Source organism: Rhodococcus sp. 06-1474-1B (assembly GCF_002258885.1).
Taxonomy (GTDB): Bacteria; Actinomycetota; Actinomycetes; order Mycobacteriales; family Mycobacteriaceae; genus Rhodococcoides; species Rhodococcoides fascians.
In genome coordinates, this window is the sequence record NZ_NOYR01000003.1 from 24,584 (window position 1) to 37,414 (window position 12,831).

The following is a 12,831-nucleotide window of genomic DNA, read 5'->3' on the forward strand; positions in this document are numbered from 1 at the left end:
CATTGCTGTCGACTGCCACTCTAACCAGACCGAACCCGCAGGCAGATGCACCAGATGAGGAAATGCGTAATAGGCACTTCCTCCCGTGTCGACCACGCCACCGCTACTCGACCTTATTTCGTCTAGTCGACTTGACTAGAAAATGTCCAATCGACTAGACTAAAGTCATGGTTACCGAGCAGCCCACGCGGAAAGTGGTCAAGGCCCTCAAAGCGGCCGGGTTCACCTCGGTCCGCACGGTCGGATCGCACAGCACGTGGGTCTCGGCCGACGGCGCAGTCAAAGTGACTGTGCCCGATGGGCACCGGACGATCTCGCCCGGTGTCTACCGCAAGATCCTCGCAGCCATGAAGGAGGCACAGCAGTGAGCAAAACTTACACGGTGTCGGTGACCCGAGACGGCAAGTGGTGGATGATCGCCGTCCCCGAACTCGACGCCCTCACTCAAGCCCGTCGCATCGACGATGTCCACACCGCAGCGAAAGAACTCATCGCCCTCGAAACCGGAGTCGCCCTCGCCGATGTCGAGATCGAGCAGCACATCCAGCTCGAACCCGGGGGAGAGGATCTCGCGGTCCACATCGCCGAGATCGCGACACAGCGAGCACGTCTGGCCGAGGACGAAGCCCGCGTCAAAGCCAGCACCGAGGCCTTCGCGAAGAAGCTCGCCACCGCTCAGGTACCCGTCCGAGATATCGGATCGCTTCTCGGCGTGACATTTCAGCGAGCCAGCCAACTCGTCAACAATTGACCTGAGCATCGAATGTTCGGTCCCTCGCAACTGCATCGGTTTCACGGTTGTGAACGACTAGAGTCGGTGCCATGCCAACTCTGCCAGAGGGCCAATCCCTGCTCATCCGTACGTACTTCGGCGATGACGGTGCCTGGGCGCAGGTTGCGCGAGATGCCCAGGCGTCGCACGTGCAAGACAGTGGTTATGAGGCTCAAGCCTTTCTGACGACGGTCGACGACCCGGAGTTTGCCGACATGTCGGTGTCACGCATTGTCGGCTTGGTGGAATCTCCGCCGCCGGACTATCTCTTCGTAGTCGACCAGCGGGCATGTGACGAGCCGGAACATCCAGTGCTCGTTGTGGATACAAGTGCCGATCCGGACGATGAGGCAGCTACTTTTCGGGTTGTACCGAGCAGGCTTGCGGTAATCGAGAACAACTTGTCTATCGCAAATCTGAGCTTCGACGACCTCCGTTCCGGCGCGGACCTGGATGGGGTGTACCGCGGTGCCGGAGCAGTGCAAACTATAGAAAAGCCGCAGGTCCGAAGCGAGGATTTGATCGCCGCAGCAGACAACGCAGACGACTCGCCGACGGTCCAGCAACTGCGAGAGGATCTGAGAAAAAGGTCAGTACCGGTTTGGCCGGCGATGGTCGTCACCGATCTGCGGGACAGGTACGACGCGATTGCAGGAGGGACCTACAACTCGGAACTGACCATCGGATACGACGAGACCCTTCAGGTTCTTGCTCGGGGCGGCTCGGGGTTGGGAATCCACTTCGCGCTCGTCGACAGCTACTGGTCCATCTACCTGGACTCGGACAGTCTGAGCTTGCTGGCCGCCATGAAAGTGATCTATCCGTCGTGACCGCCGCCCGCACGGGATTTTATGAGCGGCCATAAAGACACCAGGGGCGCGCCGGTCCCTGAATCTAGCCAGGGACCGGCTCGCCACGGCGAGCAGGATCAGGAAATGGTGAACTCGCGCGCCTCCGTTACGACGGCTCTGACGACCTGATCTACGACACGGGAACCGCGCCCGGCGCTGCTGCGTCGAACTAGACATGGACCCAGACGAACGCGCCGCCATCATCGACGAGGGCTACGACCCCGACGACCCGGCCGTGCGCGCGGACCTCGATCACGTCAGGCGTCTGTTCGCCGAACATCGCCACCTGACGGCCGACCCCGAACTCTCCCTCGACCACCTCGCGAACGCCGCTAGGGTTCGCGAACCAGGGCCAGCTTCGGGCACACGCAGGTAGTTCGACATCGAACGTATGTTCGCATAGATTGAGGGCACTGATCCGTTCGGCGAAAGGTCGCACTCATGGCCGGTATCGCCGACACGATTCCCGACCTGACCAGCCTGGACAAGGCTGCACAGCTCGCCGCTCTTCGCCGCAGCATGGCCGCGATCCCCGGACGCCGCGACCACGCACCCACCGACTCCGACGACTCGCCCGCATTCGCCCCCTCGCAGCCGAACGCGCAGGCCGCCGCGACCGACGGCGATGAACGGGCACTGAGCGGCCCCGTGCGCTCACGAACCCTCAAAACCCTGCCGGTGCCCATGCCGCTGTCGGAACTGCTGCCACGCGGCGCGCTGGCCCGCGGAACGGCCCTGTCGATCACCGGTGCCGGATCGATTCTCGTCGGACTCGTCGCCACCGCCACCGCGGCCGGCCACCACGTCGCACTGATCGGTCAACCCAAGTTCGGGCTCCTCGCCGTCCACGAACACGGCGGGGACTTGTCGAAGATCGCCCTGATCGACCCCGGTCAAGCAGACCCTCTCGACGCCGCCAATATCTGCATCGATGGGATCGATCTGGTCATCAGCACCGTCCACGGTCGCGACGTACCGCCGACCCGCGCACGTGCCCTGCTGGCCCGAAACCGAACTCACGCAGGGGTATTCGCAATCACGGACGGTCGAATGCCTGGTCTCGATCTGACGATTTTCTCTCGGCCGGTCGGCTACGGCGGCATCGAGCAAGGCAGGGGCCGCATCGGCTCGATCACCCTCGAGACCACCGTCCACGGACGCGGAATCACCCAGCGCACAGGCCGCTACACCCTCACCGCACCGATGTTCGGCGAACACGGCTTGCGCTGGGCCCCCGCGGTCACCGACGCAGTCGCCGAACATGGGCCGCACCGATTGGCGGTCGCACAATGACCCCCGACCTGTACGAGAACTGGCCCGTGAGCTTCGATCCCCCCACGCGCCGCATCGTCGATCCACCTCGGAGAGTCCTGGTCAACATATTGTAGACGGGGTTTGCCTCTGACCACTGTGCATCCGATTAGTCTCCCGCTGTTTCGGGCCATCACCAACGAGGTTCGATACCTGCCCGAATCAGGCTCGGACCATGAGCTGCCGCTGTAGCGGAGCCAACGCGGATGAGGATTTGGCCCGTCGACAGCCAAGACAGGCTAAAACGTCAGTGCAGTTCGGGAATAAGGCATACACCCCCGAACTGCACTGGTGGGACGTGAAGATCAGCTTCCGGTCCAGTCGACTGAAGTCACACACACCTACCTTGGTGGCACTGGCGGTTCGGAGCTGACGGGCTCCGATTCGCGGTTCGGATCGAACGGAATCTCGTTGTCGATGGCATCTCGCATTGTTGCGACCGGCGCTGGCTCATCGGTTGATCGCCGCGCAGTTCCATCGCTGACGGCAGCAACTTCCTCTGCTGACAACGTCACTTTGCCCGCGCGTGGAGCGACCGTGTACCAGTTTTCGGACGGCAAGAAGCCAGCCGACATAAGGTATGTTGCTCCCGGCTCGATCAGTGGGTCATCGTCCAGTAAGTACAACGTACCGTCGGTGCCATACCCGCCTTGCTGATTGACGAGTATTTGGCCCGCGACGTCACCCTTTAGGGTCTGAAGCACCTCAACAGAAAACTGCGTCTCGGGAAACGGCCCAACTGCCTTCGTACCGACTTGCTCAATCACTGTTCCGACGAAGACCGCGTCGGCCCAACCGGCAAGCTGCTGAGGGTCTGTCACATCGAAAGCCGAGTCCATTTCCACTGCTTGTGTGCGCGTAGTCACGCTGGCAGTCGCGCCAGCATCTCCAGGTTGCGTGCCTGCCGAAGTGCTGCAGCCAACTAATACAATGCAGGCGAATAAGCTCGCAACGCCCACCCTGCCGTACTTTGATCCTAAACTTCTGACCTTCATCATGTCATCCCCAGAGTTGACGGTAGGCGGCTTGATCCATGAACTGCGGCGCAAAAACCGATGAGTTTGAAATCGGATCCATCAGCTGACTTTTGCAGTTGTGCGCCAAACCGAGCGCATGACCCATCTCGTGTGTCATAACGTTCCGTTGATTACTGGCGTTACCGAGCTTCGCTGTATTCATTTGAATAGTGTCCACCCCAAAGTCGGTGTTGCTGTATAGCCCGGCCCATGTGACGTCCGGACGGTTGGCGTCGGAAATTTCCACATTAGTGAGCGTCGGGTTCACAGGGTCATAGGGGGTAACCTGGACGCTCCCAAGTGCATTCCAAGCAGTGGATGCCTGCGAAATTGCGGTCGTGTATTGGGAAGATGACTGATAGGTGAGTTTGGAGAAGAGGACCGAGCTGTAGCCCAATGTCGGCGGCTTGCGTCCTGACGTCAGATACTGGCCGTTCTGGAAGTTCTGTCCGGAAGCGCCATATGACTCGTAACCATCATTGGACGTTGTTCCATCTTGACACAGGTACTCATCACTGCTCGGGAAGCCCAAGGGTCCAAGCTCGTAATTCTGCGCAGCCCACTGATCGCGAATGTTCCCCCAGGTGGCATAGGCGGATGTGGCTCCGAACTTGTATGTAATCGCGCCGCCCTGGAAGTTGTTGTATCGCCCGCCCGAAGCAGGGCTCTCACGTGTGACCGGGTAGCCGAGTCGTCCACGTTCGTCGCTTCGCTTCTCGTATTGATACGGGCCGTTGACATACGTTCTGTACTGACGCGATGGCAAATTGAGCCACTTGTTCATGATCAAGCCGCCGATTTGACGACCTTTATTTGGGTCGACATTTGGCGACCAGTAAATGCGATTCGTGAACCCGAATTCCTGCCACCGCCCCTCGTTGCTGTTTCCTGCCCAGAGCTCGCCACTGGTGGGTTCTCCGATACTCGAGGTGCCGCCTTGGCCGTATTGGTTAGCGCCCGAAAGGAAATCGATAAATTCGCGTTCGATGGAGCCGAGGACCCACTGGTTGTTGCGAAATTGATCGGCGTTCGCAACGCCAGGTGTAGAAACTAGCAATGCAAGGGATGTAATTAACGCACCGATAAGTGACATTCTTCGAGCGACAATTTAGTTTCGCGTCCGATGCTGCCTGAAGCGGACATTGATCAATGGGCTTGGATCGCCAATATGCGACTTGAGAGGTAACCTGCTCGGTTTCATGGAGCTCCCACAGTGAAGGGCATCAAGGACGAACCGAACAGTACGGTCAGTTTGCCCACCGTTGGAGAGGCACGCGAACACGAGTTTGGTCACAATTCGGTCACCGTGACCGCCGCCAACTCGACGGCGGCTAGACTTCGAACGCATGAGCAATACAGGTTCTCGGTGGCTACGGCCAGCTGTCCTGCTGGTTCTAGTCGGCGTCTTGCTCGTTGGTGTTGCTTTTGGGGCGACCAGCCAGATTGGGCTCGGTCGCTCGGCCTCAGAGATTTGCGAGAATGCTTATCCGGGGGCTGTCGACGTCGAGTCCAGTCGTCCCCTTCTACCGCTGGTCGTCGTGCGTTGCGCTGCACAGGATTTTGACACGCGTGTGGAGACTCATGAATTTGACCCGCTGTCAACGCTTGTCCTCATGGCTGGGATCGCAAGCATTGTCGTTGGTGTATCTGCCGTCCGACGTCAAAAGCTGAACGAGTCATCTCAAAAAGGACAGCGGTGAACATACTCGGTGGTCTGGTCTGATTCGCTGTGTGAGAACTCGAATCAATTCTGGTCAGAGGATACTTCCTCCCCGACGCCAGTATCTTGCAGCTTTATCGAGGCTTAGCGGTCCTGCCGGCCACACGCGCCCACGACAGCGTCCGCGGAGTTCGAGCGTGACTGCAGGGAGATCACCCCTGACGTTGTTTCCAGTTCTTTCCGTAGGGCGTGGTTGTCGAGTGTTAGCCGCTGGATGACGGCCAGTGCGAGGGTGAGGTCTTGAGTCAGCGCCGCGTTGTCTCGTTGCACGCGCTTGTTGGAGGCAAGGAGTTCGGTCCGGTCGTCATGCCGTGTGGCGACGGGAGCTGCGACGGAAGCGGCTCTGAGTTCGGCAGCGATAGCGGGGTAGTGCCGCCAGAAGGTTGCGTTGGACAGACCCAGTCGACGGGCAAGGCCGATGACAGTGGCGCGGCCGCCGGCCGATGCTGCGTCTTCGAGGTGCTCTGTCATCACTCGACGGACGTCCTGCTCGCTCGGGAGGTCGATGCGTTTACTCATCGGATTGAGTTCGGATCGTGTCGGTCGACGAACTGATTTATCTGCTCACTCCGTTGCCGTAGTCGATGCTGCAGCAACGGAGGCAGCGACGGTGTTCGTTCGAGCTCGCGCTCGATATCGGAGCTCTCCGAACGCAACTCGTCGAGGTTGCCTGAGGTGAGCGCGACGTTGCGGCATTCGAGCGGTCGACAATCACCGAGCGTCGGCGCGTTCTGGCCCGAAAGGTTCTGTGCGCGTGTGCACAGTGCCTTGTCCGGATCGTAGACGCAGGTGGCGTATCGGCCTGGATAGATTGCTGGGTCGAATCGGCGTATCAAGCGGTCGTGCCGACGCCGGTCGGTGACGACCTGTCCTTGGTATCGGATATTCGACTCGAGCTCGCTCAGACGTCGGCGGGCTTCGTCGGCGGCGGGTCCAACGAGATCGGTGTGTTCATGGGTATCGATCATTGCCATCAGACCCTCCCCTCGGGCAAGGGCCACCTCTGACTCGACTTCGGCGCGGAAACCGCTATCCGATGTGCCGGCGTAGCCCTCGAACATCTGGACAGCTTGGTGGCGATATTGAATTGCTCCGGCAATGGATCCGCCGGGTTGGCGTGCGATGAACCAGGCGAGCGTTCGTCTGAACTGGCGGGTTGTCAGCCGCCAGGTTTGGGCATTCACAGCCGGTATGTTCTCTGCGAGACCATGTGCGCGACAATAGCCGTCGATCCAGGACACCAGATTGTTGATGTGGTCGTTCGTGGTCTTGGTCAAATTGACGTGGGCGGCGGTTTTGCCGATCCGCACTGCGGTGCCATGAGTTGAGGGTGCGAACAGCCGGGTTTCGTTACCGGGTTGGAGGAGTTCGAGGACCGCCACGGCGCGGGCGGCCGGAGCGCCGACAACCCAGGTCACTTGCACTCCGGTGGGGTCGCGTTCACCTTTGAACGCGAGGCTGGTCATCATCCACCGGTAGGGCCTGCCGTGAGGGTCACGTTTGACGCTGATGCAGCCCCGCTGCAGATGCTTGATCTCGCTGTCACGCATGCCGGACAGGAACGCAATAATGACGTAGCAGGCTGCGCTCAGCGCCGACAGCAGGTGCAAGATCCCGGCTTGACGATCACGTCGATTGAACAGGATGCGGTCGATCCAGGGGGACCCGTTGATCCGTCCGTTGATCACCACGTCACACGAGACGTCGTTGTCGACCCCGACCAGTCGAGCTGTGTCTTCGATGAGGTGGCGGTAGGTCCGCAAGGTCGTGCGATCGCATCCAAGCATGCGGGACAGGTGGCGAATGCTCGGTTGTCCGTTATGCCCCGGTAGTGGGCGGTCCGCGGCACGGTATTCAGCTATGAGTTGGTCCAGCTCCTCCTTGACCCATCGTCTCGTCTTGGGCGGAATTGACCCTTGTCCCAATCGAACTCGTCGCCACTCGCGGTCTGCCGCGAGAATGTCCGATGCAAACTCATCGACGAATCGCAGACTCCATGTGAGTAGGGGTCCGAGCACCGCCTCCGGAATTCTGGCGGTCGCGTTGTCTGGTCCGCTCCTGTCGCCGGACTCGCTCCAACCATCGATGTGGTACGGGTCGAAAGTCAGCTGATCGGTAACCATGAGTCCGCGGTAGCGATAGAGCGACCGAACCGAACTGCGATAGCGATCACGAACCGTGAGAGTGGGTTGCGTCGCGAGCAAATGCATTTGGTACGCAATCAAATCGGAAGGTTGCAACTCCGATAGCAGCGGCTGGCGCAGGTTGGGTCGCGAGGCGAGCCAGGAGAAGAAGTGGCGTAGCGTGGGCAACATCGAGGCAATCGTTGCTACCTTCGGTAAGCCGCGTCCTCTGGCGGGTGCAGGCCCGCCCAGTAGCCCGATGAAAAGTTCTTTGGCCACGGTGCGATAGACAGATGGCACGGATGTGAAGTCGAGGATCAGAGCAACATGATGTTGCTGAAAGAAAGCTGGACTGAGATCCCAGACGTCGTCTACGAATCGGGAAGCTCGGCTGAGTTCTGTCTCCGGGCGCACCGGCCGCCCGTTCAATACGCATCGTTCGTCGAACGGATGCGACGTCGACGGTTGAGGGTGGGCGTTGGTCATGTTTGCTCCCATGGTGATTCGACGAGATCGAGAAGTGCATCGGTGGGTTTGATCTCCGTTGCCGCCAGGATCTCGGACCGATTGAACTTCGAGAGAACGTCATGGCGGATGGCCGCCCACGTCGGTCCGTATCGGACCCACCAATCGGCCTCCGACAGCTGATCGCGGCGGGCCGCCAGCGCATCGAGCAATCCGAGCAGTCCAGGAAGGTGATCCGGTGTGACCACGCAGTTTCCGCAGTGAAAGCAGTCGAGAAACGATGCGCGACAGCTTCTCCCGGTGGCGGGATGGTGGTCGTGATCCCGGCACGCTGACCAGGCGGTATCGGCTGCGTCTGCATGCGTCGACGGGGTTTCACCATCGGGATCGGTGGCGGAGCGTTCCGGCTGCACGTTCAGTGTGCCTCCTGCAACGTGCAGCGCCCGTCTGTGTGCTGCCAGAGCGCTCGATTCGGCGTCGCTGACGGCAGCCGCAACAACGGTGTGTGCCCATTCCTGTGTTGTCGGGTCTCCGCGTAGATAGTTCCGGAACAGAACCGGGATGGTGTTGCTCCGGGCAGCGGACGGGAGGTGACCGCCGATCTGTTTGGTACGGCGCACGTCTGCCGTGGTCTTGATCCGGTTGCCGGTGACCGCAAGCGGAGCCGGGGGCGTTCCGTCGACGACGTCAGCGTGGAGGCAATGCCGGGTGCGCCATCCGGCAAGGTTGATTGCTGTCGCGGTCAGTTCGCGAGCGAATGGGTCGAAATGTTCTTCGATACCGCGAAGGCCGGTGTTGTGGCCGCTACGCCAGATCGACCAAACGGATGCGCTGCCAGAAGTGTTCCTGCTGCGAGTGGTCAGTTCGTGTAGCAGTAGGTAAAGACCGCCGGGATAGTGCAGTTCGCGACCCGGTGGCCCGATCTCCCACGTCGCGGTCTCGAACCATCGGTGATTGCCGCGGCGGCGTTTGATGACACGAACTTCGACGGCGCGTGTCTCCAGGATTCGGTGTTCCCAGGGGAGCTCTTTGATGGTTTCGATATTGCGGCCGGTCAGCGCCACCATCAACACGAGCATCGGCGCGAGGTCCCGGATCGTCATATAGAGCCGGCTCGCAAGCTCCAGTCTGACAACGTGCGCGCTGAAGCTCCGGCTCGGGGGTACGACTCCTGATTCCGCAATCGCGACGAGCTCTTTGTCGCCCTCCAAGCCTTCCCGTTCACCCGTTTGTCCTATTGCAGCTTCCGAGAGTCGAATCCGATCGCGCAATGCGGTGATGTCAGACCGAGCGGCTGAGAGAATACGATCGAACTCTCCGTCCGAGTAGCCAGGTTGGCCAATCCGGGTCTGCCCGATCTGGCGGCAGGTGTAGTCGATCACTGATGAATTCACCGTATCGACCAGCGGTGGCAACGTCAGGAACTGTCCGAAAAGTGCGATGCCTCGCCAGGCGTAGACGTCCTTCTGCGTTACTCTGCGCTGGTTGTAGACAGATTGGAGGTGGGCGGTCTCCAGCAACGGTGGTCCGGTCGGCGGATCCCGCAGTTCCGAGAGGGATCGCAGCATGGATCGCACCCTCGTAACCAGTCCCTTCGCTGAGCTGAGCGTCCTGCTGCGTCCCGTCGCCCCGAGGGCAAGGGCCAGAGCCTCTGCAACTGCCGTGTGCCAACCGGGCAGCGCCATCTTCGCGACGTCCACCAGCAGAGTCCGGCCGTCTTCACCATCGAATCGGACCGTGAGGCCGGAGGCGATGGCGTGTTCGCCTTCGGTCGGTGTGTACGGGCCAGATGGGAGCATCGCGCGGCGCCCGGTCCCGGTACTGCCGCGACCGCTCACTGCGTTTTGTTCTCAGTGGCGACGTCGAAGACATCGAGTGGAGTGTCGCGGGGATCTTCCCATGTGTTGGGCACCAACATCATTCGCGTTTCCATTTCCAATTCCGACAGCGCGTGTAAGTAGATCTGTGTTGTCACCACGGAGCGGTGCCCGAGCCGACGTCGCACCCAGTCCAGAGGGTCACCGAAGATCTGTGTCCATTGCCCTCGCTGTTCGGCAGTCATCTCAGTCATCGCGCTGATATGTCCGCGCTGAAGCTGTTCCAGAGTCACCACCGCGAACGTGTGCCGCAGGAGGTGAGCATGTGCAGACAGAGGAACTCCTGCTCGACGACACCGTGTGTTGGCGACTGCGAACATGTCTTTCCAGGTCGAGACCGCCATGGGGGTGCCGAACTCCGACAGCCAGAACGCGGCCGGCGTCAAACCATCGGGCCCGTCGATGAGCAAACGGCGGCGCTCGTCGGCATCGAGGTTGGAAACTTTCACGGTCGATCTCAGACCGGACCGAGTCTGCACGACGACCGGCGAATGCGGATCAGGGATCACGAGCGGGCGGCGAACCTGTTCGTACCGTCCGCAGGCGCGTGCGCGGTCGACGACCTCCGCGCGATCGAGTGTCACGTACCCGATCAGGTCGGCGATCACGGATTCAGGAACGTAGACCCGGCGGGCCGAACGACCTTTGGAGATGGCCGTCGGCAACCAAAAACGTTGATAGCCCCCCAGACTGCGAGCTGCGGGCACATCGAATACCGTCAGCGCCGCTTGCTCGGACAACCGCATCCCGGTGCGCACCATCAAGTCGCAGAATGACGCGTTGCGCGCCGCCCAGCGACCGCGAAACCCGGTGTCGTGGACACCGTCGGCGCGATATCCGCGAATCCCGACATCGCGCCACAAACGGTAGGACTGGGGTGGGAGCCACTCGATACGATCCGTCGCGGCATCGTGCGAGTAGGTTGCCGGTGTTGTGGTCGAAGAGTCATGACGGACGAAGCCCGCGCCGAACGGTGTTGGCTGTCGAACTCTGTGCGGCACAGGGTTTGTCAATATGTGGCCCGCGCGGACCTGCCATTGGTAGAACTTGTCGACTGCGGCAACCTCTCGGTCCCATGTCGCACCTTGTATGTGCGGCCCTTGGGGGTCGATCCTGCGCCAGCGCCAGTACGCCAGATGGTCAGCCTCGTTGACGTCGCGCCAACGAGTTCTGTCTCGTGAGACAGCAACGAAGTTCAAAAACGCGGCTAGATCGCGGGCGTAGCCCACCTGGGTGTTGCGCGCCTTCGTCTGCATATCGACTGATCTGAAGAAGGCATTTAGTTCGACGTCGTACTCGAATACCGGGTCGATGAGGAACGGCGTGCCGGCCACCAACTCTGGCCGCGCGAACCCAGGCCACTCCAAATTTGTGTCCGGAACCGCTGGCCGCGGCACCAACTCGTGTGGAGTGATACAAACACGCCAACCAGGTTTCGGCATGGTGGGCAACAGTACGTGGACATCTGTCCATCCGTGCACAAAACATAGCGCTCACCGTTGCAGGTTCGTCCGGAGGCGGCTCTTTCCGTGACGGGACACCTCTCAAAATCCGTTCCGAAGGTTTGGCAATGGACGTCAAGGTCCCCGGTCTGCTCTCGGCGTGGGTGAAAACATCACGGGGACAGTGGCTTTGCTGTTTGAGCTTCGACATCCCCATTGGTAACGGTAAAGGCTTTCTTCGTCTCGAAGGCCAGTGGTGCCCTGCCGAGGCAGCGACTCCCGTCGACTGACACTCGACCAATCGTCAACATATCTTGACGATATGGAGAGCGTCAAGATATGTTGACGATTATGGAATCGGAGAAGGCCCTCACCGCAACCGAGCTGACGGAGCTCTACGTCCAGTACAAGGACGCTCTCGTCGACGTCGACCTGGCCGATATGGTGCGCGAGCAGGGGCGCAAGGACGCCGGGACGTGGACCGCGAACGCCCAACGACGCATGGACGACGCGGTCTCCGATGTCGACGCACTCGAGATCAACGCCTTCCTCGCCTCGACGATGATCGCCGACCGCTACGCCATCATCGGACGCCTCCGCAGCCAGGAGCGACCCGTGCCGTGGTCGAAGATCGGCGAGATTCTCGGCATGAGCAAGCAAGCCGCACAGCAGTGGTACGACACCTACAATCTGCGCCCTCGCATCGAGAACCCCACCCGCCGCACCGACCCGGCGTGAGTCGCAGGCTCGATCATCCTGCGCTGTAAGCGATCCGAGTGTGCGCGATGCCACCTCTCGAAACCCGCAACGAATCAGCTCCCCTGCGCGTTGGCATCGAAATACGTTGCAGCACTTGACTATACAGTCTGAGACTGTAAGGTTAGGGGCATGGGAGAAACGCAGCGCGACCTCACAGCAGTCACCTCCGAATACGGCGACGAACGCCCCGAACGCGGCCTGGGAGTGTCCATCCGACGGGGCGGCATCGAGGTCGAGTACATCGACGCGACCGGCATCGAGGAGCACGCACCGATGGACTGGACCCCGGACATGGCGCAGGTGCTGCTCGACCGCCGCGGATACGCGGTCACCGGGCGCTGGGTCGACATCAGCGCCCCCTGTGCAGAAGATCCGATCTGGGAACTACCTGTCGCGAAGACCGCCGACCGCTGACCCTCGCTCGACCCTCCACCTGCGAGGCACCGGGCAGCTGATATCTGCCCGGTGCCTCACCTGCACACACTAACCAGGGAG

13 protein-coding genes are annotated in these 12,831 nt (G+C 60.8%); 7 read left to right on the forward strand and 6 right to left on the reverse strand.

All coding sequences use genetic code 11. The features are described 5' to 3' along the window. The first annotated feature begins 167 nt into the window (after positions 1 to 167). The 5 genes from CH266_RS00580 to CH266_RS00600 all read left to right on the forward strand — a co-directional run bounded on the left by CH266_RS00580 (position 168) and on the right by CH266_RS00600 (position 2,916). Positions 168 to 368 carry a type II toxin-antitoxin system HicA family toxin gene (locus CH266_RS00580; protein WP_008720157.1) on the forward strand — a complete coding sequence of 67 codons (201 nt, stop codon included), beginning with the start codon at positions 168 to 170 and terminating at the stop codon, positions 366 to 368. Continuing rightward, positions 365 to 751, forward strand: coding sequence for a hypothetical protein (locus CH266_RS00585; RefSeq protein ID WP_032385459.1), 387 nt, complete (start codon positions 365 to 367; stop codon positions 749 to 751). Before CH266_RS00580 ends, CH266_RS00585 begins: the two co-directional genes overlap by 4 nt. Positions 752 to 822: 71 nt before the next feature. Continuing rightward, on the forward strand, positions 823 to 1,602 hold the full coding sequence (locus CH266_RS00590) for a DUF6924 domain-containing protein (RefSeq protein WP_052056699.1): 780 nt from the start codon (positions 823 to 825) through the stop codon (positions 1,600 to 1,602). A gap of 196 nt (positions 1,603 to 1,798) precedes the next feature. Then, positions 1,799 to 1,999, forward strand: coding sequence for a hypothetical protein (locus CH266_RS25085; protein WP_094689011.1), 201 nt, complete (start codon positions 1,799 to 1,801; stop codon positions 1,997 to 1,999). 65 nt (positions 2,000 to 2,064) lie between these two features. Next, entirely contained in the window at positions 2,065 to 2,916 is an 852-nt protein-coding gene (locus tag CH266_RS00600) for a hypothetical protein (RefSeq protein ID WP_052056697.1), read from the forward strand. A 359-nt stretch (positions 2,917 to 3,275) separates the two neighbouring features. Here the strand turns inward: CH266_RS00600 and CH266_RS00605 are convergent, their stop codons facing one another. The 6 genes from CH266_RS00605 to CH266_RS00630 all read right to left on the reverse strand — a co-directional run bounded on the left by CH266_RS00605 (position 3,276) and on the right by CH266_RS00630 (position 11,577). Then, entirely contained in the window at positions 3,276 to 3,773 is a 498-nt protein-coding gene (locus CH266_RS00605; RefSeq protein ID WP_008720607.1) for a hypothetical protein, read from the reverse strand. A gap of 160 nt (positions 3,774 to 3,933) precedes the next feature. Beyond that, positions 3,934 to 5,043, reverse strand: a complete 1,110-nt coding sequence (locus CH266_RS00610; protein ID WP_094610794.1) for a matrixin family metalloprotease — start codon at positions 5,041 to 5,043, stop codon at positions 3,934 to 3,936. 711 nt (positions 5,044 to 5,754) lie between these two features. Continuing rightward, positions 5,755 to 6,189 (reverse strand): hypothetical protein, encoded by a 435-nt coding sequence (locus CH266_RS00615; RefSeq protein WP_094610795.1) that lies wholly within the window; start codon positions 6,187 to 6,189, stop codon positions 5,755 to 5,757. Beyond that, positions 6,186 to 8,222 (reverse strand): hypothetical protein, encoded by a 2,037-nt coding sequence (locus CH266_RS00620; protein WP_141214452.1) that lies wholly within the window; start codon positions 8,220 to 8,222, stop codon positions 6,186 to 6,188. Before CH266_RS00620 ends, CH266_RS00615 begins: the two co-directional genes overlap by 4 nt. A 53-nt stretch (positions 8,223 to 8,275) precedes the next feature. Next, entirely contained in the window at positions 8,276 to 10,057 is a 1,782-nt protein-coding gene (locus tag CH266_RS00625) for a hypothetical protein (protein WP_141214453.1), read from the reverse strand. Between the two features lie 35 nt (positions 10,058 to 10,092). Then, positions 10,093 to 11,577: a tyrosine-type recombinase/integrase gene (locus tag CH266_RS00630; RefSeq protein ID WP_255175799.1), complete on the reverse strand. Its 1,485-nt coding sequence runs from the start codon at positions 11,575 to 11,577 to the stop codon at positions 10,093 to 10,095. Between the two features lie 351 nt (positions 11,578 to 11,928). Here CH266_RS00630 and CH266_RS00640 point away from each other — a divergent pair, with 351 nt between their 5' ends. Further along, positions 11,929 to 12,315, forward strand: coding sequence for a hypothetical protein (locus CH266_RS00640; protein WP_094689009.1), 387 nt, complete (start codon positions 11,929 to 11,931; stop codon positions 12,313 to 12,315). Positions 12,316 to 12,465: 150 nt separating this feature from the next. Then, a complete protein-coding gene (locus tag CH266_RS00645) occupies positions 12,466 to 12,750 on the forward strand; it encodes a hypothetical protein (RefSeq protein ID WP_094689008.1) in 285 nt (94 codons plus the stop codon). The last annotated feature ends 81 nt before the right edge of the window (positions 12,751 to 12,831 follow it).